18 protein-coding genes are annotated in these 24811 nt (G+C 62.5%); 1 reads left to right on the top strand and 17 read right to left on the bottom strand.

Going from position 1 to position 24811, the window contains the following annotated elements:
* Positions 1-13 precede the first annotated feature (13 nt).
* From HX839_RS00730 to iolC, 12 genes are all read right to left on the bottom strand, one after another.
* Positions 14-1051 (bottom strand): ABC transporter permease, encoded by a 1038-nt coding sequence (locus tag HX839_RS00730; protein ID WP_003214704.1) that lies wholly within the window; start codon positions 1049-1051, stop codon positions 14-16.
* A gap of 59 nt (positions 1052-1110) precedes the next feature.
* A complete protein-coding gene (locus HX839_RS00725; RefSeq protein WP_177066603.1) occupies positions 1111-2664 on the bottom strand; it encodes a sugar ABC transporter ATP-binding protein in 1554 nt (517 codons plus the stop codon).
* 63 nt (positions 2665-2727) lie between these two features.
* Positions 2728-3663, bottom strand: coding sequence for a sugar ABC transporter substrate-binding protein (locus HX839_RS00720; RefSeq protein ID WP_003214701.1), 936 nt, complete (start codon positions 3661-3663; stop codon positions 2728-2730).
* Positions 3664-4028: 365 nt separating this feature from the next.
* Complete coding sequence (locus tag HX839_RS00715; protein ID WP_102369291.1) at positions 4029-5069, bottom strand: Gfo/Idh/MocA family oxidoreductase; 1041 nt, start codon at positions 5067-5069, stop codon at positions 4029-4031.
* 113 nt (positions 5070-5182) lie between these two features.
* Complete coding sequence (locus HX839_RS00710) at positions 5183-6043, bottom strand: sugar phosphate isomerase/epimerase family protein (RefSeq protein ID WP_003214697.1); 861 nt, start codon at positions 6041-6043, stop codon at positions 5183-5185.
* A gap of 160 nt (positions 6044-6203) precedes the next feature.
* On the bottom strand, positions 6204-7214 hold the full coding sequence (locus HX839_RS00705; RefSeq protein WP_008437157.1) for a Gfo/Idh/MocA family protein: 1011 nt from the start codon (positions 7212-7214) through the stop codon (positions 6204-6206).
* Positions 7215-7233: 19 nt separating this feature from the next.
* Positions 7234-9165: a 3D-(3,5/4)-trihydroxycyclohexane-1,2-dione acylhydrolase (decyclizing) gene (gene iolD, locus HX839_RS00700; protein WP_177066602.1), complete on the bottom strand. Its 1932-nt coding sequence runs from the start codon at positions 9163-9165 to the stop codon at positions 7234-7236.
* A 10-nt stretch (positions 9166-9175) separates the two neighbouring features.
* A complete protein-coding gene (locus tag HX839_RS00695) occupies positions 9176-9991 on the bottom strand; it encodes a TIM barrel protein (protein WP_177050051.1) in 816 nt (271 codons plus the stop codon).
* 29 nt (positions 9992-10020) lie between these two features.
* A complete protein-coding gene (locus HX839_RS00690) occupies positions 10021-11523 on the bottom strand; it encodes a CoA-acylating methylmalonate-semialdehyde dehydrogenase (RefSeq protein WP_177066601.1) in 1503 nt (500 codons plus the stop codon).
* A 22-nt stretch (positions 11524-11545) separates the two neighbouring features.
* Complete coding sequence (gene iolB / locus HX839_RS00685) at positions 11546-12340, bottom strand: 5-deoxy-glucuronate isomerase (RefSeq protein WP_177008224.1); 795 nt, start codon at positions 12338-12340, stop codon at positions 11546-11548.
* Positions 12337-13230: a myo-inosose-2 dehydratase gene (gene iolE, locus HX839_RS00680; protein WP_003214685.1), complete on the bottom strand. Its 894-nt coding sequence runs from the start codon at positions 13228-13230 to the stop codon at positions 12337-12339. Before iolE ends, iolB begins: the two co-directional genes overlap by 4 nt.
* Before the next feature lie 147 nt (positions 13231-13377).
* Complete coding sequence (gene iolC, locus HX839_RS00675; protein WP_134326828.1) at positions 13378-15315, bottom strand: 5-dehydro-2-deoxygluconokinase; 1938 nt, start codon at positions 15313-15315, stop codon at positions 13378-13380.
* 303 nt (positions 15316-15618) lie between these two features.
* Here iolC and HX839_RS00670 point away from each other — a divergent pair, with 303 nt between their 5' ends.
* Entirely contained in the window at positions 15619-16515 is an 897-nt protein-coding gene (locus tag HX839_RS00670; protein WP_003214679.1) for a MurR/RpiR family transcriptional regulator, read from the top strand.
* A 255-nt stretch (positions 16516-16770) separates the two neighbouring features.
* Here HX839_RS00670 and HX839_RS00665 read toward each other — a convergent pair whose 3' ends face one another.
* From HX839_RS00665 to HX839_RS00645, 5 genes are all read right to left on the bottom strand, one after another.
* A complete protein-coding gene (locus HX839_RS00665) occupies positions 16771-18474 on the bottom strand; it encodes an AMP-binding protein (protein WP_003214676.1) in 1704 nt (567 codons plus the stop codon).
* Between the two features lie 31 nt (positions 18475-18505).
* Positions 18506-19804 (bottom strand): acetyl-CoA C-acetyltransferase, encoded by a 1299-nt coding sequence (locus HX839_RS00660; RefSeq protein ID WP_177066600.1) that lies wholly within the window; start codon positions 19802-19804, stop codon positions 18506-18508.
* On the bottom strand, positions 19801-20691 hold the full coding sequence (locus HX839_RS00655) for a MaoC/PaaZ C-terminal domain-containing protein (RefSeq protein ID WP_177022787.1): 891 nt from the start codon (positions 20689-20691) through the stop codon (positions 19801-19803). Before HX839_RS00655 ends, HX839_RS00660 begins: the two co-directional genes overlap by 4 nt.
* A 2-nt stretch (positions 20692-20693) precedes the next feature.
* Positions 20694-22037 (bottom strand): 3-oxoacyl-ACP reductase, encoded by a 1344-nt coding sequence (locus HX839_RS00650; RefSeq protein WP_177066599.1) that lies wholly within the window; start codon positions 22035-22037, stop codon positions 20694-20696.
* A gap of 160 nt (positions 22038-22197) precedes the next feature.
* Positions 22198-24735, bottom strand: a complete 2538-nt coding sequence (locus HX839_RS00645) for an acyl-CoA dehydrogenase (protein WP_177066598.1) — start codon at positions 24733-24735, stop codon at positions 22198-22200.
* Positions 24736-24811 lie beyond the last annotated feature (76 nt).

Here is a 24811-nt window from a genome sequence, read left to right as displayed (position 1 = left end):
CTTGAGGACCGTGTCAGCGCTTGAGTTTGCGCTTGTTGCGATACTGGTCGATCACCACCGCCACCACGATGATCAGGCCCTTGATGATGTCCTGGATGTAGGCATCCACGCCGACGAAGGTAAACCCGCTGGCCATCACGCCGAGAATCAACGCGCCGATGACGGTGCCGGTGATGCGCCCTACCCCGCCCGCCAGGCTGGTACCGCCGATCACCGCAGCGGCAATCGCGTCCAGCTCATAGGACATGCCCATGCCCGCCTGCCCGGTGGCCGCCCGTGCCGACGCCACTACACCGGCCAGGCCTGCCAGCAGGCCGGCGATGCTGTAGACGATGATCAGGTGGCGCTTGACGTTGATGCCCGAGGTGCGCGCCGCCTGCATGTTGCCGCCGATGGCGTAGGTGTACTTGCCGTACTTGGTGTAGCGCAGGGCGATATGGAAGATCACCGCCACCACCAGGAAGATCACCACCGGCATCGCGCCGTGGCCGATGGCCGTGTAGGAGTCCGAGAGCATGCTCACCGGCTGGCCTTCGGTGTAGTAACGCGCCAGGCCACGGGCCGAGACCATCATGCCGAGGGTCGCAATAAACGGTGGAATCCCGGTGACCGCAATGATACTGCCGTTGATCGCCCCCGCCAGCAGCCCCACGCCCAGGCCCATCGCCACCGGTATCCACACCGGCAGGTCAGTCAATGACGGAAACACCGCACGGGAAAAGTCGGAAGTCTGCGCCAGGCTGGCGGCGATCATCGCCGACAACGCCAGCACCGAGCCCGAGGACAAATCGATACCGGTGGTGATGATCACCTGGGTCACGCCAATCGCCAGCAGGCCGATGATCGACACTTGCAGGATCATCAATACAAGGCGCTGGGAGTTCATCAGGAAGCTCTGGTCGCGCACGATCCAGCCGAACAACTCAAACACCAGGCCGATGCCAATCAGCACCAGCAGGATGCTCAGCTCGGTGGGCATGCGTCGACGGTGCTTGACCGGCGCCGCAGCGGGCTTCTTTTCCTCGGGTTTGCTTTCCAGTATCGCGTTCATAACCACTCACCTTTTTTATCGCGTTGCGCCGGCCACAACGGGCCGGCGCCGTCTGTTCGTTAGTGGACCGCCGTCATACCGGAAGCCAGTTGCATGACTTTTTCCTGGGTCGCATCCGCGCGGTCCAGGGTGCCCATCAGGTCGCCTTCGTGCATCACCATCACCCGGTCGCTCATGCCCAGCACCTCGGGCAGCTCCGAGGAAATCATGATCACCGCCATGCCTTCGCTGGCCAGGTAGGAAATCAGCCGGTAGATCTCGGCCTTGGCGCCCACGTCGATACCGCGAGTGGGTTCGTCGAGGATCAGCAGCCGTGGGTTGGTCATCAGCCAGCGGGCCAACAGGGCTTTTTGCTGGTTGCCACCGGACAAGGTGTCGATGCATTGCTCCAGCGACGGGGTTTTCACCCGCAGCTTGGTGCACATGTCTTCGCACAGGGCACGCAGGGCTTTTTGCTGGATAAAGCCATTGCCGGAGTAATGCGGCAGCACAGCCATCTCCATGTTTTCCAGTACCGATAGGCAGGGGAACAGGCCGCTGAGCTTGCGGTCTTCGGTCAGCAGCGCGAAGCCCTTCTCGATGGCCATATGCGGGTCGGTGATGCGCACGGTCTTGCCGTCCAACTGGATCTCGCCGCCGGAGCTTGGGGTGATGCCGAAAATGGTTTCGGCCACATTGGTCCGCCCGGAGCCCATCAGCCCGGCGATACCGAGAATTTCGCCGGCGTGCAGGTCGAACGACACGCCCTGGAATACCCCATCCAGGCGCAGGTCGCGCACCGACAGCAGCAGATTGCCGATGGGCTTGTCGCGCACCGGGAACAGCTGGCTCAGCTCACGCCCCACCATCATCGAGATCAGGCTGTCGCTGTCCATGCTGTCGGCCCGCTGCAGGCCGATATAGGCGCCATCGCGGAACACCGCCACTTCATCGGCGATGGCGAATACTTCGTTCATTTTATGGGTGATGTAGATGATGCCTTTGCCCTGGGACTTGAGGTCGGCAATGATCGAAAACAGGTGGGCCACTTCCTTGTCGGTAATGGCGGAGGTCGGTTCATCCATGATCAGGATGACGGAGTCATAGGACACCGCCTTGGCAATCTCGACCATCTGCCGCTCGGCAATGCTCAGGTTACCGACGTGTTCCTCCGGGTCGAGATTGATCCGCAGCCGCGCCAGCAGTTCGGCGGTGCAGCGGTGCATTTCCCGATGGTTGACCATGTGCAGGCCGTTGAGCTGTTCGCGGCCGATCCAGATGTTCTCGGCGATGCTCATGTGCGGCATCAGGTTGAGTTCCTGGTGGATCATCGCGATCCCGGCCTTCTGCGCCGCCAGCGGTGTTTCGAATTTGATCGGCTTGCCACGCAAGCGGATTTCACCGGCGTCGGGCTGATAGATGCCGGCGATGATCTTCATCAGTGTCGACTTGCCCGCACCGTTCTCGCCCATCAGCGCCAGCACCGAGCCGGGGCGCACCCGCAGCTGCACATCGGCCAGGGCCACGACGCCGGGAAAGCCTTTGCTGATGTTGGAGATCTCCAGCAGATAGGGTTCTTCCAGTACCAAGGGCTGGATACCGGGAGGCTGGGAAGCAGTCGCTTGAGCAAACATATCGGGTACTCCGTCAGCAGGGCCGCCGTGGCTGCCCTGCCGGTTTATTGTTGTTATTAAGGGCTACTTGAAGTCTTTGACGTTGTCCGGCGTGATCAGCTTGAACGGGATCACCACGTTCTGCTCGACCGGCTCGTGCCTGGCCATCTTGCGCGCCGCTTCCACCGAACCCACGGCCTGGCCATTGGCATCCTGGAACGCCGACGCGGCCATGTCGCCCTTGGTAATCGCGTTCAAACCGTCCGGTGTGCCATCCACCCCGGCGATCAACACGGTGCCCGGCTTGGTGCCCGCCGACTTCAACGCCATGGACGCACCGATGGCCATCTCGTCGTTGTTGGCCAGCACCGCGTTGAATTCACGGCCTTGGGTCAGCCAGTCGTTGACCAGGGTCATGCCCTTGTCACGCAGCCAGATGCCGGTCTGTTCCTGCTCGATGGTGATGCCTGGGTATTTGGCCAGGACTTCCTTCACCCCCTTGGTGCGGTTGGTGGTGGAGTTGTTCGCCAGGTCACCCAGCAGGATCACGATCTTGCCCTTGCCGCCGAGCTTTTCGGCGATGTACTGCATTTGCAGGCGACCCGCCTCGACGTCATTGGAGGTCACGGCCACGATGCCTTTGGGCAGATCCGTCTGGTCGGGACGACGGTTGACGTACACCAGCGGAATGCCCGCTGCGAGGGCCGCTTTACTGATATTGGCGGTAGACGCCGTGTCGACCGGGTTGACGATGATGGCGTCGACTTTCTGGCTGATAAAGTTCTCGACCTGGCTCAGTTGCTTGACCACATCGGCGCGGGCGTCTTCGAACTGCAGCTGCACGCCGTCACCCTTGGGGTAGGACTTGGCTTGCTTGTCCATGTCCTCGCGCAGGTAAGTCAGGAAGGTGTCATCGAACGCCGACATGCTCACGCCCACCTTGATATCGGCCGCCGTGGCGAAACCACTGGCGAGCATCATGGACAGGGCCAGCGCGGTAAAACGGATCGGGGTCTTCATGAACGGTCTGTCTCCAATTTCTTGTTGGTTTTGTGGACGTTGCGTTTTTCAGAGCGAAGCGGTCGGCAGTCGAACGATCGGCGCCCCCGGAATGCAGCACACCAGGGAACCCTTGCTTTCGACGCACAGGACATTCAGGAGGGAAAAGTAAAACGGCCGGGCGCGGGGCAGACCGCGTGGCTGGAGGGCAGGACGTAAAACTCGCAGTACAGCGTTGAAGATTTTCATCTGACGGTACCTGGTTGTTTTGATCTTGTTTTTGTCGAGTCGCCCGAATCGAGTCCGAACGTACTTTATGCAACCTGGAATGACTTTATTGGAAAATAATTTCCATATCAACCTGTTTTAGAATTTTATTCTATTTTTCATCCATGAGGCTCCATAGCCGCCATTTCCACTACCTGCTGGCGCTCTGAACTCAGGCGCGCGGCGTCCAGTACGCGGGTGGTTGCCAGCGCATCCAGGACGTTCACCGGCAACTCGCCGTGGCCTTCCACCGCGCTTTGCAGCTGACTGTAGAACTGATTCCAACGGCCCTTTTCCGACGGCACCCGCTCACGATCCGGCCCCTGCTCGAACCAGCCCCAGCGTCGATGTTCTTCAGCGCCCCAGTGCTCGCCTTCGGTTTTCGGGGTCTTGCCGGCCAGCAGCGCCTCTTCCTGGCCGTCCAGCCCTTCGATGGTGTAGCAACCGGCCGTGCCATTCACCCGAAACCGCGGGGCCTGGCTGTTTTGCAGGGCGCTGCCCCACAGGTGTGAAATCACCCCGTTGGCGTGGGTCAGCGATACAAAGAAGCCGTGGTCCACGCTCCGCTCATCGGCGGTGTAGTGCAACTGCGCGAACACCCGGTCCACCGGGCCGAACAGTTGCATGGCCTGGTCCACCAAGTGGCTGCCCAAGTCCCGCAGGAAGCCGCCGCCGCTGGCATTGCCCACCGAGCCCGGGTTGTAGCGCTCCACCCGGGATTCAAAGCGGGTGACGGAGCCCAGGGCTCCGGCGTCGATCAGCTTGCGCAGGGTCAGGAAGTCCGAATCCCAGCGCCGGTTCTGGTAGACGCTGAGCAGCACGCCCTGGCGCTCGGCGGCGGTGATCAAGGCCTGGGCCTGTTCGGCATTGCTGGCAAAGGGTTTGTCGCTGACCACCGCCACACCGTGCTCAATGGCCTCCAGCACCAGGGCCGGACGGCCCTTGAGGGTGGTGGAGATCACCAGCACGTCGACACCGGCCTCGGTGATCTGCCCGATACTGTCGAAGGCCTTCACTCCGGGGTGATCCGTCGCCAGTTGCTGGCGACGTTCGGGTGACCGCGTCACCACGCCGACAAAGGTCGCCCCCGGCAGGCTGGCTATCAGGGGTGCATGAAATACACGGCCGCCTTTGCCGTATCCAACCAGTCCGATTCGCATACAAATACTCCTTGGTTAATTGTGGCGAGGGAGCTTGCTCCCGCTCGACTGCGTAGCAGTCGCAAGCTTTTCGGGGCAGCAAGCTCCCTCGCCACAGGGCAAGCCACAACGGTCTAACAGCACAACTCGCGGGTCACCCGCTCCAGCATCATCCGGTTGGACTCATCCGGCCGGTCTTCCCAGGCAAACACCGACACCGTGGCAATGCCGTCGAACTTGATTTCCCGCAGAGTGCCGAAAAACGCCTCCCAGTTGACCTCGCCCTGGCCGATGTCCAGGTGCTGGTGCACGGTGGCGGTGACGCCCGGCGGGTTGACGATGTAGCGCAGGTTGGACGAAGCGCGGTGGTTGTAAGTGTCGGCAATGATCAAGTGGCTGAGCTTGGAGCCTGCGTACTTGAGCATCGAGGCGATATCGCCCTTGCCGTCGTCATAGAAGAAGGTGTGCGGCGCGGCGTAGAGGTAGTTGATCCAGTCGCGGTCGAGGCCGCGAATGATGTCCACCGACTCGTTGTTGCGCTCGCAGAAGTCGTACGGATGCGCCTGGATATCCAGCTTGATGCCTTCGCGCTCGAACTCCGGCATCAGCTCGTCCATGGAGCGCATGAACTGGTTTTCGCACACCAACGGGTTGTCGGACTGGCCGGTGAATTCGGTGTTGACCAGCTCGCAGTCCATTTCCACGGCGATCTGGATCGCACGCTTCCAGTTGCGCACGGCGGCAACCCGCAGGCCTTCGTCGGCGGCGGCCCAGTGGTACATGGGCAGCAGGGATGAGAGTTGCACGCCGGCGTCGCTCAGGGCCTTGCGAAATTCCTTGATGCGCGCGCGGTCGACCCGGGGGGCCTTGTAGAACGGCAGGAAGTCTTCCCGGGGCGAGAGTTCGATGTGCTGGTAGCCGAGCTCGGCGGCCTTGTCGACCATTTGGCCGAGGGGCAGGTGGCGGTACATGTAGGGGTCTAATGCGATGCGCATGCTTGAGATCTCCCGAATTTGAGGTAGGAACTCGGTCAAATGTGGGAGCGGGCTTGCTCGCGAATGCGGTGGGTCAGTCGATGCAAATGTTGACTGAAAGGCCGCATTCGCGAGCAAGCCCGCTCCCACACTGACTGCGTTACATCAGTGAGGATTGTGGTTAGCCGTAGAAATGCGGACGCGGTGGCAGGCCCACTTTCACAATCTGCCCACTGTTCTGCGCCTCAATGCACGCATCCGCCGCCACCGCCGCGGCAAAACCATCCCACGCCGACGGCCCCCCCACTTGCCCTGCCCTTACACCGTCGATAAACGCCTGCAGCTCAACGTCATACGCCGCGATGAACCGGTCTTTCCAATCCATAAGGATCGCGTTCGACAGCTTGGCCCCGCTGCGCATCTGCACCTGGGACGGCTCCGGCAATTTCGCAATGCCAGTCTCCCCCACCACTTCGCACTGGATGTCGTAGCCGTACTGGCAGTTCACAAACACTTCCACATCGATGCGCGTGCCCTTGGCGGTTTCCAGCAGCACGATCTGCGGGTCACGCAAGTGCGCCAGCGCCTTGCTCGATTTACGCGGGAACACCACCTGCACCGACACGTAGTCATCGGCCAGCAACCAGCGCAACACATCCAGCTCGTGGATCAGGGTGTCGGTGATCGCCATGTCGGTCTTGTAGTTCTCACCCACCCTCGGGTTGCGGTGGGCACAGTGCAGCATCAGCGGCTCGCCGATCTGGCCGCTGTCGATCACGGCTTTCAAGGCGCGATAGCCTTGGTCATACGGACGCATGAAACCCACCTGCACCAGGCGCTTGCCGTGGGCCACTTCGGCCTCGACGATCTTGCGGCAGCCTTCGGCAGTCACCGCCAGCGGCTTCTCGCAGAACACGGGTTTGCCGGCCGCAATCGCCGCCAACACAAATTCTTCGTGGCTCGGGCCCCATGAGGTCACCAGGATCGCCTCGACCTGCGGCGAATTGATCAGCGCGTGGCCGTCCGGGTACACCTCGGCGGTGAGTTTCAGGTCAGCGACGACCTTGGCCGCCTGCTCAAGGTTGATGTCGGTCACGGCCACCACCTGGCTGTTGAGCAAGGTCTGGCTGCAGCGACGAATGTGATCCTGGCCAATGGCGCCAGTACCGATAACACCCAACTTCAAAGACATGAAAACACTCCTCTTGTTATTAGTACTGCCGGGCCTTGGCCAGGCGTTCATTGAGTTGTTTGGCCACCGCATCGGTGCGCGCGCTGGTGGACACCTGCGCCACACCGACGCGCCACCACGACAGGTATTTGTGGATCATGGTTTTCGGCAGGACCTTGATATCAATCAGCGTCGACACGGTTTGCGTGCGCGCATCGGCCAGCGCCGCCTGCAACTGCTCCACGGTGTTGACCTTGTAGGTCTTGCAACCATAGGCCGCCGCACTCATGGCGAAGTCCACCGGCACAAAACCGCCGTCGAGCTTGCCGGTCTCGGGATTGCGGAAGCGGAACTCGGTGCCGAAGCTGTCCATGCCGTGTTCCATCTGCAAATTGTTGATGCAGCCGAAGGTCATGTTGTCCAGCAGCACCACGTTGATCTTGCGCCGCTCCTGGATCGAGGTGGCCAGCTCCGAGTGCAGCATCATGTACGAGCCGTCGCCCACCAGTGCGTACACCTCGCGCTCGGGCTCGGCCAGCTTCACGCCCAATGCGGCGTTGACCTCGTAGCCCATGCACGAATAACCGTATTCGACGTGGTAAGTGTTGACGCCCTTGCTGCGCCAGCTGCGCTGCAAGTCACCGGGCAGGCTGCCGGCGGCGGCGACGATGATTGCGTCGTCGGCCAGGGTGTCGTTGAGCACACCGAGTACGCGGCTTTGGGTCAGGCAGGAACCGGTCAGCTCGATAAACTCACGCAGCACCGCCGGGTCCATGTGGTCGTTGATTTCAGGGACGAAGTTTTCAGTCTGGTATTCCGCCTGGTAGATCCGGTCGACTTCGACGTCCAATTGCGCCTTGGCATCCCGTGGCTGATCCCCCCAGCTGGAACGGTAGTCGCCCAAGGCTTCAGCCAGTGCTTCCAGGCCAACCTTGGCATCCGCCAGCAACTGCACGCCATCGAGTTTCAGTGCGTCGCACGGGCTGATATTCAGGTTGAGAAACTGCACCTCAGGATGCTTGAACAGTGACTTCGACGACGTGGTGAAATCGGTATAGCGCGTGCCGATACCAATGATCAGATCCGCCTCGGGTGCCAGCAGGTTCGCCGCCAGGCAGCCGGTTTCACCAAGACCGCCGAGGTTCAGTGGATGGCTTGAAACCACCGCACTCTTGCCCGCCTGGGTTTCCGCGAAAGGAATGTCGAAGCGTTCGGCAAAGGCTTGCAGCGCGGCATTCGCCCCGGAGTATTTGACCCCGCCGCCACACACGATCAGCGGTTTGCGCTTGCCCTTGAACGCCGCCACGGCATCCCCCAGCATCGCTTCGGTCGCCGGGCGACGGTCGATACGGTGCACGCGTTTTTGCAGGAAGTAATCCGGGTAATCCCAGGCTTCGCCCTGTACATCCTGCGGCAGGGCCAGGGTCACGGCGCCGGTTTCCGCCGGGTCGGTGAGCACGCGCATGGCGTGGATCGCCGCCGTCATCAGCTGTTCCGGGCGGTTGATGCGGTCCCAGTATTTGCTGACCGCACGAAACGCGTCGTTGGTGCTGATGCTCAAGTCGTGGAACTGTTCGATTTGTTGCAGTACCGGATCGGGCTGGCGACTGGCGTAGACATCACCGGGCAACAGCAGCAACGGAATCCGGTTGGCGGTCGCGGTCGCCGCGGCGGTCAACATATTCGCCGCACCCGGCCCCACCGAGGAGGAGCACGCGTAGATCTTGCGGCGCAAGTGCTGCTTGGCAAAACCAATCGCCGCGTGGGCCATGCCCTGTTCGTTGCGGCCCTGATGCACCACCAGGTCGCCGCTGTCCTGCTCCAGGGCCTGGCCCAGGCCCAGCACATTGCCGTGGCCAAAAATCGTGAAGATGCCGGCGACAAACTTGCTCTGCACACCGTCGACTTCGATGTACTGGTTATCCAGAAACTTCACCAGGGCCTGGGCCATGGTCAATCGGGTTGTGGTCATGGGGTGCTCCTTATCGTTTCTGCAGGTGGGCGATGCTCGCCCCCAATGCCTGCTTGATATCGGCCAGGCCGTGCACGCTTTCGGCGAACGGTTCGAACGACAGGTGGCCGCTGTAGCCGGTGCTGAGCAGCGTGTCGATCTGCGCGGCATTGCCCAGGATATCGCCCTCGCCCACCAGCACACGGTGGCCGTCGCGGATCGAGTTCAGCGGTGCGTCGGCATCTTCCACACCGGAGATATGCACCAGCCCAGTCAGTTCGGGGAAGAACTCATGTTCACTGGCCAGGTGGTGGTGGAAGGTGTCGTGCACCACGCGAAACACATCCAGACCGCCGATGGCCTTGATCGCATCCACTGCCACGCGCTTGCGGCGCAGGGAGCATTCTTCAAACCCCAGGGGTTCGACAAAACCGAGAATCCCGTATTCCCGCAGGATCGGCGCCAGTTCACTCAAGGCGGTGCGCAAACCGGCCGCGCGCTGGGCTTCGTTGCGCGAGTCGGCGCGGTCGTTCAACGGGCACATCACCAACGCCTGCGCGCCGCATTCGCGGGCATAGGCAGCCAGCTTGATGGCCTGGGCACGGCGTTCGTCATTCCACACATCGAAGGGGTACAGCGCGTTGATCGACAGCACCGTGATGCCATGCACCGCGCACAATTCGCGCACGCGGCTGGCAGGGGTGCCGTCTTCAATCTCGATGCCCTTGAGGTCGTTGCGGATCTCGATGGCGTCGCATTTCAGGGTCACCGCCAGCTGGATAAAATCGGGCAGGGAAAGGCTGGGGGCGACCATGCGGTTCAGGGCAAAACGTAGAGGCGACTTCATTATTGTTGTGCTCCACACTCGAAAAAATTTTACTTGGCAGTTGGCATGCTGAATTCAGGGCCCTTGGCGATGCTGTCGGGCCAGCGTTGCATGACGCTCTTGTAGCGGCTGTAGAAACGAATGCCTTCTTCGCCATAGGCGTGGTGGTCGCCGAACAGCGAGCGCTTCCAGCCACCGAACGAATGCCAGGCCATCGGCACCGGAATCGGCACGTTGATGCCGACCATCCCGACCTTGATGGTGCGGGCAAAGGCACGGGCAATGCCGCCGTCGCTGGTAAAGCACGACACGCCGTTGCCGAACTCATGGGCGTTGATCAAGGCCACGGCGCTGGCAAAATCCGCCACCCGCACGATGCCCAGCACCGGCCCGAAAATCTCTTGCTGGTAGATGCTCATTTCGGTGGTGACGTTATCGAACAAGGTCGCACCGACGAAGAAACCACCCTCCGCGCCCGGCACCTTGAAGCCACGACCGTCGACGATCAGCTTCGCGCCCTGGGCCACGCCCTGGTCGATAAACCCTTCGACCTTGGCCTTGTGTTCGGCGGTAACCAGCGGGCCCATCTCGCTGTCTTTTTGCATACCGTTGCCGACCTTCAACCGGTCGATACGCGGCAGCAGTTTTTCGATCAGCCTGTCGCCGACATCGCCCACCACCACGGCAATCGAGATCGCCATGCAGCGCTCGCCGGCCGAGCCGTAAGCCGCGCCGATCAAGGCGTCAGCCGCCTGATCCAGGTCGGCGTCGGGCATCACGATCATATGGTTCTTCGCCCCGCCCAATGCCTGCACACGCTTGCCGCGCTGGGTGGCCTGCTGGTGGATGTACTCGGCAATCGGGGTGGAACCGACGAACGAAATCGCCTCGATATCCGGGTGCTGCAACAGGCCGTCTACCGCGCTCTTGTCACCCTGCACCACGTTGAACACACCGTCGGGCAGACCGGCTTCGGTCAGCAGGCGGGCCATCAGCAAACTGGCGGACGGGTCGCGCTCCGACGGCTTGAGGATGAAGCAGTTACCGGTGGCCAGCGCCAGCGGGATCATCCACAGCGGCACCATCACCGGGAAGTTGAACGGGGTGATGCCGGCGCACACGCCCAGTGGCTGACGCAGGTTCCAGTTGTCGATGCCGCCGCCGATGTTGTCGCTGAAATCGGTTTTCAACAGGTTTGGCGCACCGCAGGCGAACTCGACGATCTCGATACCACGGGTGACTTCGCCCTTGGCGTCGGAGAACACTTTGCCGTGTTCGCGGCTGATGATTTCAGCCAGCTCATCGTGGTGCTGGTCGAGCAATTCCTTGAACTTGAACAGCACCCGCGAACGGCGCAGGGACGATTGCTCGGACCACGCCGGGAAGGCTTTCAGCGCCGACGCCACGGCCTCATCGACGGTCTTCTGGCTGGCCAGCCCGACGCGGGCCTGGACTTCGCCGGTGGCCGGGTTGAACACATTGCTGAAACGCTCACTGGCGCTGTCGTGCACTTGGCCGTTGATGTAATGGCCGATTACCGGGGCGTTGCTCATTATTGTTCTCCGTCGAAAGTGCTTAAAGATCCAGCAGCCAGCTGTGCTGCGGGTCGTTATGGAAATGCCAGGCGCGCTTGGGGCCGGCCATCACGTTCAGGTAGTAAGACTCGTAGCCATACGGCACGCTGACCGGGTGATACCCCTTGGGCACCACCACCAGGTCGCTGTTTTCCACGGCCATGGCCTGGTCGATGCTGCGGTCGTCGGTGTAGACCCGCTGGAACACAAAGCCCTGGGGCGGGTTGATCTGGTGGTAGTAGGTTTCTTCGAGAAAGCTCTGGTGCGGCAGATCGTCGGTGTCGTGCTTGTGGGGCGGGTAGCTCGACGAGTGACCGGACGGCGTGCGCACTTCCACCACCAGCAGCGAATGGGCAGGCTCGCTGTCGGGCAGGATGTCGCACACGTAGCGGGTGTTGGCGCCCTTGCCGCGTACGCTGCGCTTGCATTGCTCGGGGCGAATCAGACGGGGTGCCAGACCTGCGTCAGTCGAGCCGGGAGCGGCGCAGACGGCAATTTGCACGTCGCTCAGCGCGGTGACCTGGGCGTCGGTGCCTGGCGGCAAATAAGCGGCGAATGGCGACTTGTCTTCGAACACCGAGTGGCGATCACCGAGGTTTTCCCAGTTGAAGCCTTCGCCCTGGATAGTCACCCGGCCGCTGAGCAGCACCAGGCACAGTTCCTTGTCGCCGGCGGTGACTGGCAAGGTTTCACCCAGGCTCAGGCGGTAGGCGGCGAAGCCCACGTATTCCAGGCGCCCTTCTTCCAGCGCCACCAGGGTTTGCCCGCGTTTGCTGCTTTTGACCAACAGGCTCATTGTCCAGTCCTCTCGCTCAACAGTGCGCGCAGGGTGTCGTAACCCTTCTTCGCATAGATGTAGCTCGGCGCCACGGCAGGATCCTGCTCGGCCTCCACTACCAGCCAACCCTGGTAATTGGCAGCCAGCAGCACGTCCAGCAGCGCGGCGAAGTCGATATCGCCGTCGCCGGGCACGGTGAAGGTGCCGTTGACGATGCAATCCGGGAAGCTCCACATCTGGTTGCGTGCCAGTTGCACCACCGGCTTGCGCACATCCTTGAAGTGCACGTGGCAGATGCGGGCGATGTGTTTGCGCAGCACCTCGATAGGCTCGCCGCCACCCATGTAGCAGTGGCCCGAATCAAACAGCAGGCCGACTTCCGGGCCGGTGCGGCGCATCAGTTGGTCGATGTCTTCCGGGGATTCGACGTAGGCGCCCATATGGTGGTGGTACGCCAGGCGCACGCCCTGGGACAGGGTGAAGCGCGCCAGTTCGGTGAGTTTGTCGGCGTATTCCTGCCAGGCCTGTTCGCTGTGGAAGCGCGGGCGTTCGATCAGGCGCACCGGCGAACCCTGGATCGAATCGGCGACTTCTCCATACACCAACACGTTGGCGCCGTTTTCACGCAGCAGTTCGACGTGGCTGGCGATGGCTTCGATTTCTTCCGCCACCGAGCGCCGGGCCAGGCGACTGGAGTACCAGCCGGAGACCAGCGCCAGGTCGTAGGGGCGCAATACATCGCCGACGCCTTTGGCGTCCTTGGGGAATTTGCCGTTGAGTTCAAAGCCTTCGTAGCCGATGTCCTTGCCTTCGCTGAGGGCCGTGCTCAACGGCGTTTCACCGCCCAGGGCCGGCAGGTCGTCGTTGCTCCAGGAGATCGGGTTGATGCCAATTCGGATAGCGGGCATGGCTGCACCTATTATTGTTTTTTCAGAGTTGCCTGAGATCTGCTTTATGTGGGAGCGGGCTTGCCTGGGATGCGCGCGACTCGGTCTAACAGGTGTACCGAGGTGATGCCATCGCAGGCAAGCCAGCTCCCACATTTGATTGCGTGTTTAGCTTCGAGAACTGCGCCAAGCCTTAATCAATTGCTCAAAGATGCACTGCACCTGCTCAATCAAGGCTTGATCGTCAATCTCCCCCGCCAGCCAGGCTCGGCTCGGTTCCTGGAAGATCGTGCGACCCACGGCGAACCCGCGGCAGGTCTGGCTTTGGCTGGCTTGCTGGAAGCCATCGGCCAGGCACTCGGCGGAAGCGTTCAGGCCCAGCAGCACCACGCCCCGGCAGTAGGGATCGCGCTCCTGGATCAGCTCGTCGAGCTTTTTCCAGTCTGCGGCCGACTGCGCCTCGATCTTCCACCACGCCGGGTAGATGCCCAGGTTGTAAAGGCGCTTGAGGCTGCGATAGAGCACGTCGGGATAAGTGGACGGGTGATCCTTGGGGGGCACGACTTCCAGCAGCAGCTCATGGCCGCTGACCAGGGACGCCTGATACAGGGCCTTGAGTTGCGCTTCCTGTTCCAGGCGCAGCAATGGCTCGTCATCGGGGTGAAATTGCACCAGGCACTTGATGATCTGCTCCCGGGGCCAGGCAATCAGGTTGCTGCCCACCGAGCGCCCGTGTTCAAAGGCCAGCGGCCGTGAGTTCTGGACTTCCACCGGGCGGGCGATCCACCAGCCGCGACCGCTGGCGGCGTTCAGCGCGTCCTGGCCGAAGCGTTGGTCGGCCAGAATCCCGACGTCAGCCTCGACGCCCTGCTCCGCCAGTTTGCTTTCAACCCGTTCCACGGCCTGGATGAACAGTTGCTTCAGGGCGCTGATGCGCGCCAGGTCCTGGCCGCCCTTTTGTGCCAGTTCCACCAACTGCCAGCGGTGGTCGAAGGCAAATACAAACAGCTGCTTCCAGACCTTACGCGGCACGCTGACCTGGTGCAGGCGTTGCAGCACCGCGTCCTGGTCCGGGCGGGTAATCGGCACCGGGCTGTTGAACAGGTAATCGAGTTCGGCGCGGGTCGGCATGGCCGGCGCGCAGGCATGGCGCGACACCACCAGGCCGCCGCAGGCATTCGCCAACTGGCTGCAGCGCTCGTCGCTGGCGTCTTCAAGCCAGCCGCTGAGGAAGCCGGACATGAAGGCATCGCCGGCGCCCAGCACGTTGAGTACTTCCACCCGTACCCCGGGGTAGATCGCGCCGTCTTCAAGGCGGGCCGGGATATCGCCGTGGATCACCGTGCAGCCCTGGGGGCCAAGCTTGACCACCAGGGTGGCCGAGGTCAGGCCACGCACCGTGCGCAATGCCGTGAGCAAATCTTCACTGCCACCGGCAATCAGGAATTCTTCTTCGGTGCCGACGATCAGGTCAAAACGCGGGAGGATTTTCTGCACGTGCTGGCTGACATTCTGGTCGGCCACAAACCGGGTTTCGCCATCGGCCTTGCCGGCCAGGCCCCAGAGCACCGGGCGGTAGTCGATGTCGAGCACGCGTTTGACGTTGTGCTTCTCGGCGTAGTCCAGGGCCTGGATGCTGGCCTTGTACACGCCGTCGGTGGAGAAGTGGGTACCGGTGATCAGCAGCGCCTTGCTGGAAGCAATGAACGCTTCACTGATGTCTTCGGCGCGCAGGGCCATGTCGGCGCAGTTCTCGCGGTAGAACACCAGCGGGAAGGTTTCGCGGTCCTTGAGGCCCAGCAGCACCAGGGCTGTGAGGCGTTCCGGGTCGACCTTGATGCCGCTGACGTCACAGCCTTCGCGGGCCAGGGACTCCAGCAGGAAACGCCCCATGTGGTCGTCCCCTACCCGGCTCAACATCGCCGACTTGAGCCCCAGCCGCGCGGTGCCGAACGCGATGTTGGCGGAGGAACCGCCGAGGTACTTGGCGAAGCTCGAGACATCCTCCAGCCGTGCACCCACTTGTTGTGCGTAAAGGTCGACGCCCAGGCGTCCCAGGCAAATCAGATCCAATTGACGCCCACTGGCAAAACGAGTCTGGCCCATGCTGGCTCCTGTTATTTTTATCAGCCTGCGTGTGCCGTCGCGGTGGCGGCATACGCTCTTGGTGCAAGCAGACTAGAACGTCTGGTGACGCCAATCAATATTTATTCTATAAATATTTTTTGTGGAATATATTTTCCAATACGCCATCATCGGTATGTTCCAGCCGCAGTGCATCGTTTCAGCTGCACCGTGGGGCGGGATGCCGAGGTATTTTTTTGCGCCTACCCTGTAGACTTGCGCACATCGACTTATTGTCAGGGGCGCCTCGACGCGCCCTATAAGAACAAGCCAGAAGGATTCCCTATGTCCCAGAGCGCCCCGGAAGACGCACTCGCCAGCCCGCCGCTGAACGCCGAGCGGTTGTTGCAGCTGATCACCGATGAATACGAGAGCCTGCCGCGCCAGCTCAAGCGCATCGCCAGCTACATGAGCCAGCAGAGCGACCGGATCATGGTCGACCGCATCAGCGACATCGCCCGTGAATGCGAAGTGCACCCGTCGGCCATCGTGCGGTTTTCCCAGCGTTTCGGGTTCAGTGGTTTCAGTGAAATGCAGGCGCTGTTCCGCGAGGCCTACACCCACAAGACCACGCCGGTGCAGAACTACCAGCAACGCATCCGCAGCATGATCGCCAACAAGTCGCAGAAAGCCAGCGGCGGCGACCTGGCGCGTGAGTGCGTGAATGCCACCCTCTCCGGGATCGAGCGCCTGGGGCTGGAACTGGATGACGCAGCCTTCGACAAGGCCGTGGACCTGGTGGTGAATGCCGACAATATCTACGTGGTGGGCGTGCGCCGCTCGTTCGCCGTGGCGGACTACCTGGTGTACAACCTGCAGCACACCAACAAGCGCATCCATCTGGTCTCGGGGTTGGGCGGCAGCTATCGCGAGCAGATGCGCAGTGTGCGGGCCAACGACCTGGTGATTGCCATCAGCTTTACGCCGTACGGCAAGGAAACCCAGCACTGCCTGCGGATTGCCCAGCACCATCAGGCCAAGACCCTGATCATTACCGACAGCAACCTGTCGCCCCTGGCCAAGCGGGCGAGCACGGTGTTGCTGGTGAATGAAGGCTCGTCGTTTGCGTTCAGGTCACTGAGTGCGACGCTGTGCCTGTGCCAGGCGTTGTTCATTGCCGTGGCGTATCGGCTGGAGTTGAAGGTCGATGAGATTCATGAGCAGGTGGGATTCGACGACTGACGATCGTTCCCACGCTCCGCGTGGGAATGCAGCCCCGGACGCTCCGCGTCCAAAGCGTGACGCAGAGCGTCACAAGAGGCGTTCCCACGCAGAGCGTGGGAACGATCGTACTGACTAATAATTTTCAGCCATCAGATATCCAATGTGGGAGCTGGCTTGCCTGCGATGGCGGTGTGTCAGCCAGCTCATCTGGTACTGATCCACCGCCATCGCAGGCAAGCCCGCTCCCACATTTTTGACCGCGTTCACTCAGGCTTAGCGCAGCGCCCGGCGCAACACCTTGCCCACCGTCGTCTTGGGCAACTCTTCAGTACGAAACTCGACAAACCGCGGCACCTTGTACCCCGTCAAATATTCCCGGCAATGCGCCAGAATCTGCTCCTGGGTCAAACTTGGGTCCTTGCGCACCACGATGATTTTGACCCTCTCGCCGGTCACCCCATCCTCAACCCCGATCGCCGCCACTTCCGCCACGCCCGGATGCAACGCCACCACGTCTTCGATCTCGTTGGGGTACACGTTGAACCCGGACACCAGGATCATGTCTTTCTTGCGGTCCACCAGGCGGATGAAGCCCTGCTCATTCATCACCCCGATGTCCCCGGTAGACAGCCACCCTTCGGCATCCAGCACCTCGGCGGTTTCCGCCGGGCGTTTCCAGTAACCCTGCATCACCTGCGGGCCGCGTACTTGCAGTTCGCCCTGCTCGCCCAGTTCCGCCAACTCACCGTCCTCACGAATGAACCGCACCCAGGTCGACGGCAACGGCACGCCGATACTGCCGGTGAATTCCATCTCGCGCATGCGTGAGATGTCGATGGGGCTGATGCTCACCACCGGCGAACATTCAGTGAGGCCGTAGCCTTCGATGATCGGCAAGCCGGTGACTTCCTTCCAGCGCTTGGCCACAGCGGTATGGGTGGCCATGCCGCCGGCGATCACCATGCGCAAATCGGAAAAATCCCGGGCGCAGAATTCCTTGTTTTCCAGCAGGCCGTTGAACAGCGTATTCACCCCGGCAATCCCGTTGAAACGCTCCTTGCGCAGGATCATCTGCACCCGCTTCACATCCCGTGGGTTGGCGATCAGGATGTTGCGCCCGCCCAGGCACATGAACATCAGGCAGTTCACCGTCAGGGAAAAGATGTGGTACAGCGGCAGCAGGGTGACGTTGGTTTCCTGCTGGTTCTGATCGAGCTGATCACCGACCCACGCCTTGGCCTGCAACAGGTTGGCGATGATGTTGCGGTGGCTGAGCATGACGCCCTTGGCATCGCCGGTAGTGCCGCCGGTGTATTGCAGGAAGGCCAGGTCTTCGCGGTTCATCGGCACGGCGAGATGGGTCTGGCCGCGTCCCTGCTTCAGCACCTGGTTGAAGCGCACGGCTCCTGGCAGGTTGAAACGCGGCACCTGCTTCTGCACGCTGCGCAGGATGAAGTTCATCGCCGCGCCCTTGAAGGTGCCGAGCAGGTCACCGATGGCCGCGATCACCACACGTTTGACGGTACTGGCGGCCACCACCTTCTCCAGGGTGTGGGCGAAGTTTTCGAAGATCACCAGGGTCTCTGCGCCACTGTCCTTGAGCAAATGCTGCAGCTCCCGGGCGGTGTACAGCGGGTTGACGTTGACCACCACCGCACCCGCGAGGATCGTGCCCAGCAGGCAGATCGGGTACTGCAAGCAGTTGGGCATCATCAGCGCCACCCGGTCGCCCTTCTTCACACCCTGGGCTTGCAGCCACGCAGCAAAGGCGATGCCCTGCACCTCCCAGTCGGCGTAGGTCATTTCGGTGCCGATGCTGACGTAGGCCACGCGGTCGCGGAATTTGTGCAGGTGCTCCAGGAACACCTCGCGCAACGACGGGTAATCCTCGATGCCGGCGTCGATGTCTGCCGGTACGCCGGGCAGGTAAGCGTTCAACCAGAGGCGTTCGGTCTGTTCCAGGCTTACAGCGTTCATGGCAGTCTCCTTGTTGTTTTTATGGTGGGAACTACTTTTCGACGATAGCGGTAATGCCCAACCCACCCGCCGCGCAGATCGAAATCAGGCCGCGGCCGCCGCCACGCTGGTGGATCGCCTTGGCCAGTGCCGCGAGTTGCCGGCCACCGGTGGCGGCGAAGGGGTGGCCGCAGCCGAGGGAGCCGCCGTTGACGTTCATTTTGCTGCGGTCGATGCTGCCCAGCGGCGCGTCGAGACCCAGGCGGTCGCGGCAGTAATCCGGATCTTCCCAGGCCTTGAGGGTGCACAGCACCTGGGCGGCGAAGGCTTCGTGGATCTCGAACAGATCGAAGTCGGCGAACGTCAGGCCCTCGCGCTTGAGCATGCGTGGCACGGCGTAGGCCGGCGCCATCAGCAGGCCTTCGGTGCCGTCGACGAAATTCACCGCAGCGGTTTCACCGGTTCGCAGGTACGCCAATACGGGCAAGCCGCGTTCGGCGGCCCATTCCTCGCTGGCCAGCAGCACCACCGACGCGCCGTCAGTCAGGGGCGTGGAGTTGCCGGCGGTGAGCGTGCCGTTCTGGCGGTCGTAGGCCGGGGACAAGCCGGCAAGTTTCTCCAGGCTGGCGTCGGCCCGCAGGTTGTTGTCCCGGGCCAGGCCGCGATACGGGCTGATCAAATCATCGAAGAAACCCTGCTTGTACGCCGCATCCAGCCGCTGGTGGCTGGTGAGGGTCAACTCGTCCTGGGCCAGGCGCTTGATCTGCCAGCGCTTGGCCATTTCCTCGCAGTGTTCACCCATGGACAAGCCGGTGCGCGGCTCGCCATTGCGCGGCAGCAGCGGCTTGAAAAACATCGACGGGCGCACCCCCACCAAGGCCTTCAACCTGGCGCCGGTGCCCTTGGCGCGGTTGGCTGAAAGCAAGGTGCGACGCAGGGACTCGTTGATGCCGATGGGCGCGTCGGAGGTGGTGTCGGAACCACCGGCAACGCCCACTTCGATCTGCCCAAGGGCGATCTTGTTCGCCACCAGCAACGCCGCTTCCAGGCCGGTGCCGCAGGCTTGTTGCAGGTCGTAGGCCGGGGTTTCGGGAGACAGTGTGGTAGACAGCAGGCTTTCCCGGGCCAGGTTGAAATCCCGGGAGTGCTTGATCACCGCACCCGCGGCAAACTCGCCCAGGCGCAGGCCGTGAAGGTTGTAGCGGTCCACCAGGCCTTGCAGGGCGGCGACCAGCAGATCCTGGTTGCTGTCATGGGCGTACACCGTATTGGAGCGGGCGAACGGGATACGGTTGCCGCCGATAATCGCCACGCGGCTCGTCGGGGCCGGGTTGAAACTGTAGTCACTCATCGATCGGTCTCATTCCAGATAAACAGCCCACGCATATGGGGTTTGTCACCGGCGAAATTACGCACTTCAAACTCACGGCGCGGGCCGGTTGGCGGAACGTTCCACAAGGCGACCTGGCCGGGCAGGAAGATCGGCAGCTTGAAGTCGCAATGGGCCTCGGCCTGGTCCAGTCCGCCGGGGGGTTGCTGGGCGGCCAGGGCGCGGCCAAGGGTCCACATGCCGTGGGCGATGGCCCGGCGAAAACCGAACAATCGGGCGCCGATCACCGAGGTATGAATGGGGTTGAAATCCCCCGAGACCCTGGCGAAACGCCGCCCCAGATCCGCCGGCAGCACCCAGCGTTGAGTGCGCAGCAAACCTTCTTCCTGCAAGGGCAACGCGTCGTCCCACGGCTCGCCAACCGGCGCGTTTACGTCACGGCGCAGGTACAGGCTGTCGCTCTCCCATATCAGGGCGCCCGCGCTGTAGCCACGGGTGGCGATGCTCAGCGCCTGGCCTTTCGGATGGGCGACCCAGCGTTCGCAATACACCTCCAGGCGCAAGGCCTGGCCCGCCTCCAGCCGTCGATGCTGGCGGATGCGATTGGCCAAATGCACCATGCCGCTTGCCGGGTACGGGAAACTCGGCCGGGTCAGCAGCATCAGGTGCAAGGGGAACGCCAGCACATGGGGATAGGACAGCGGCACGCCTTGCTCATGGCGGAAACCACAGGCCCGACCGTAAGCCGCGATCCCTTGGGCAGACAGCTCGACGGCCGAACGCACCAGGCGTTCTTTCGGCAACGTCGGCTCGCCTTCCAGCTTCGGTTTGCGCAGCCCCAATACCCCGTCCAGCAACAGCCGCGAGCGCGAGGGCGGCGGGTCAATAATCTGCGTCACATAGTCCATGCTCAGGCTCCCAACAGGCTTTGGCCGCAGACCCGCACCACCTGGCCATTGACCCCGCCGGATGCCGGATGCGCCAGCCAGGCGATGGTTTCTGCCACGTCGATGGGTTGCCCGCCCTGGGACATCGAGTTCATCCGCCGCCCCGCTTCGCGAATCATCAGCGGGATCTTCGCGGTCATCTGGGTTTCGATAAAGCCCGGTGCCACGGCATTCACCGTCACTTGCTGCGCCGCCGCCTGCGGGGCCAGGCCTTGTACCAGGCCGATCACCCCGGCCTTGGAGGTGGCGTAGTTGCTTTGCCCGAGGTTGCCGGCGATACCGGAAATCGATGAGACACACACGATCCGCCCGCCCGGATTCAGGCCCTGGCTTTCCAGCAGCGCCGTGCTCAGGTGCAACGGTGCTTCCAGGTTGACCGCCAGTACGCTGCGCCACGCGGTCTCAGTCATCTTGGCGATGGTCTTGTCGCGGGTAATCCCGGCGTTGTGCACCACCACGTCGAATGCACCGTGTTGGCTGACATGGGCGTGCAACTGCTGCGCGGCATCGGTGGCGGTGATGTCCAGCGCCAGTGCGGTGCCTGCGACACTGCCGGCCGCCTGTTGCAGCGAATCCTGGGCCTGGGGCACATCCACGCAGACCACATGGGCTCCATCGCGGGCCAGCACCTGGGCGATTGCCAGGCCGATGCCACGGGAGGCGCCGGTGACCAGGGCACGGCGGCCGCCGAGGGGTTTGTCCCAGTTGATTTCGGTTGGGCTATCGACGGTTTTTTCGAGGCGCACTACCTGCCCCGAGACATAGGCCGAGCGCCGCGACAGGAAGAACCGCAGGCTGCTTTCCAGCCCGTCCTCGGCACCCGGTGCGACGTAGATCAACTGCACGGTGGTCGCCCGGCGCAACTCCTTGGCCAACGAACGCACCAGGCCCTCAAGGGCACGCTGGCCAATGGCCTGGGGCAGGTCCTTGCACAACTCCGGCGCGGTGCCGAGCACCACCACCCGGGCGTGCTGCCCAAGGCGCCTGGCGTTGGCGTGGAAGAATTCGTAGAGCTCGTCCAACTGCTTGAGGTCGGCAATGTCGCTGGCGTCGAACACCGCGCCCTGGACCTTGACCGTGGAGGGTGCCTTGAGGGTCGCAGCGGTGGCGGTCACTGTATCGGTGGCGGTGAAGATGCGCTGGATTTGCGCCCCCAGGCGCCCTACCCCCGCGACGATTACCGGGTTGGCCAGGCCTTGCTGGCCGCTGCGGTGACGTTGCAATGCCAGGGGTTGGGGCAGCCCGGCAGTGCGGGCCAACCAGGCTCCCCAGGGGGAATTGACGAAAGAGAGGTAGCTGTCACTCATGGATAAATTCACTCACAAACACGGTGTTGCCATGGAAACCCGATCCTTGTAGGAGCTGGCTTGCCTGCGATTTCGGTGTGTCAGCCAACACATCTGGCACTGAACCAACGCTATCGCAGGCAAGCCAGCTCCTACAGGGGTCGTGTTCCTCCAGTTCCAGTCAGTTGACCGGCGCGTTTTCGCCTTGGTTGGCGCGGCGTCTTGCGCTCGGTTTGGCGGCCTGTTCCAGCGCCTGCTGGCGCTGTTGCAAGGCTTCCAGCAAACCGAAGTCCTGCGGGAAGTCGTCCACCTGGATCGCGTGATCGCCATATTCCACATAGCGCGCGAGCAAGCTGTCGTCTTCCTCGCTGATCAGGTCCAGCGCCCGCGCCTTGACTCGCCACGGAGTAAACGCCGCACTGGAAATCGGCATTGGCTCGATCAGGCCTTGCTTGATCGCCCCCTTGAGCCGCGCCTCGATCAGCTCCACTTGCGGCAACAGGCGCAAGGCCAGCTCGCCGTAAGCCAGCTTGTCGATTTCCGGCCGAGGAATGTAGGAATTGCCCAGCAAGCGGTCGCGGGTTTCCCCCGGCACCTGCACCAGCTCCGCCACTTGCGCCAACAGGCGATCCGACGGTTTGCGCTGTGGAATACCGAACGGGAACGTCAAGCCACGCACCACCGCCGCCGCGGCTTTCGACGGGTAGTTGTCGAGCACTTCGGCCAGGGCCTCATGGGCGCGCAGCAACGCGTCCTGGGCCGCCCAATGCACCAGCGGCAAATCTGCCTGTGGCCGGCCATCATCCTCAAAACGCTTGAGCACGCAGGACAGGATGTACAGCTGGGACAGAATGTCTCCCAGCCGCCCGGTGATGCTTTCCTTGCGCTTGAGGGCACCGCCCAGCACGCCCATGGAAATGTCCGAGATCAACGCCAACACCACCGACAGCCGATTGGCCTGGCGGTAGTAGGACGCCAGCGCCGGATCGGTCTTGCCCGGCACGGAAATCAGCCGTCCGCCCGTCAGCGAATACACTGCGGCACGCACGGTATTGGCCAGCACGAAGCTCAGGTGACCGAACATTGCGCTGTCAAAATCCACCAGGGCCTTGCGCCGGTCCGTATTGCGCGCCGCTTCCATCTCGCGGAACACATACGGATGGCAGCGGATCAAGCCCTGGCCGTAGATGATCAGGCAGCGAGTCATGATGTTCGCGCCTTCCACCGTGATGGCGATGGGGCTTTGCTGGTAGGCCCGGGCGAGGAAGTTGTTGGGCCCCATGCAGATGCCCTTGCCGGCCACGATGTCCATGCCGTCGTTGACGATGATGCGTGCCCGCTCGGTAACGTGATACTTGGCGATGGCCGAGATCACCGAGGGTTTTTCACCGGCATCCAATGACGCTACCGAGACCTTGCGCACCGCGTCGCAGGCATACAGATGCCCGGCCATGCGCGCCAGGGGCGCCTGCACGCCTTCGAACTTGCCGATGGGCAGGCCGAATTGCTTGCGCATCGCCGCATAAGCGGTGGTGCCGCGCACAGCCACCTTGCCCAGGCCGACGTTGGCCGACGGCAGGGAAATCGCCCGGCCAGCCGCCAGGCATTCCATCAGCATGCGCCAGCCGTTGCCGACTTGCTCGCGGCCGCCGATCACCCATTCCAGCGGGATAAACACATCCTTGCCGGTGGTCGGGCCGTTCTGGAATACCGCGTTGAGTGGCCAGTGACGCCGGCCGCTGTTCACCCCCGGATGGGTGGTGGGGATCAACGCGCAGGTGATGCCCAGGGAACCCGGCTGGCCGAGCAGACCGTCCGGGTCTTCGGCGCGGAAGGCCAGGCCGAGCACGGTGGCGATTGGGCCGAGGGTGATGTAGCGCTTGTTCCAGGTCACACGGAAACCCAGTACTTCCTCGCCTTCGTGCATGCCCTTGCAGACGATGCCCAGGTCTGGAATCGCGCCGGCGTCGGAGCCGGCATACGGGCTGGTCAGGGCGAAGCACGGGATGTCTTCGCCCCGTGCCAGGCGTGGCAGGTAGTAGTTGCGCTGGGCGTCGGTGCCGTAATGCAGCAGCAGTTCGGCCGGGCCCAGGGAGTTGGGTACCATCACCGAAATCGCCGCCGCCGAGCAGCGGGTCGAGAGCTTCATCACCACTTGCGAATGCGCATAGTGAGAGAAGCCTTTGCCGCCGTACTGCTTGGGAATGATCATGCCGAGGAAGCCGGCATCCTTGGTGTACTGCCAGCCTTCGGGGGACATGTCTTGCCAGACCTGGGTGGTTTCCCAGTCGTTGGACATGTCACACAGGGTCTCCACTTCGTTGTCGAGGAAGGCCTGTTCTTCAGCGCTGAGGCTGGCGGGTGCGGCTTGCAGCAGGCGTTCCCAGCGCGGTTTGCCGCTGAACAGCTCGGCGTCCCACCACACGGTGCCGGACTCGATGGCAGCACGCTCGGTGTCGGACATTGCCGGCATGATGCCGCGAAAAAGGCCCAGGGCCTTGCTGGTCAACAGCGCGCGGCGCAAGGGTTTGATCGTCAGCAGCAGCGCGGGCAACAGCACCAGCACCGCCACCACGCCGGCGCCGAAACCGGCGACTGCGTTGAACAGGTAACCGACCGCCAGCCAGACCAGGCCGGCACCCAGCCAGAGGGTGGCAGCGGCTTGTCGATACGCCAGGGCGATCGCTGCTGCGAGTCCCGCCAATAACCAGATAACCATGGGGATACCTCTACTCAATTCAGGGTACGGCAAACGCCCGGGCAGATCGGAATGACCTGTGACGTAAAGCCACACT

The organism is Pseudomonas sp. I8001 (genome assembly GCF_013385345.1).
GTDB lineage: Bacteria > Pseudomonadota > Gammaproteobacteria > Pseudomonadales > Pseudomonadaceae > Aquipseudomonas.
Note: the sequence above shows the minus strand (reverse complement) of the source record. Positions and strands in the feature narration are given on the sequence as shown.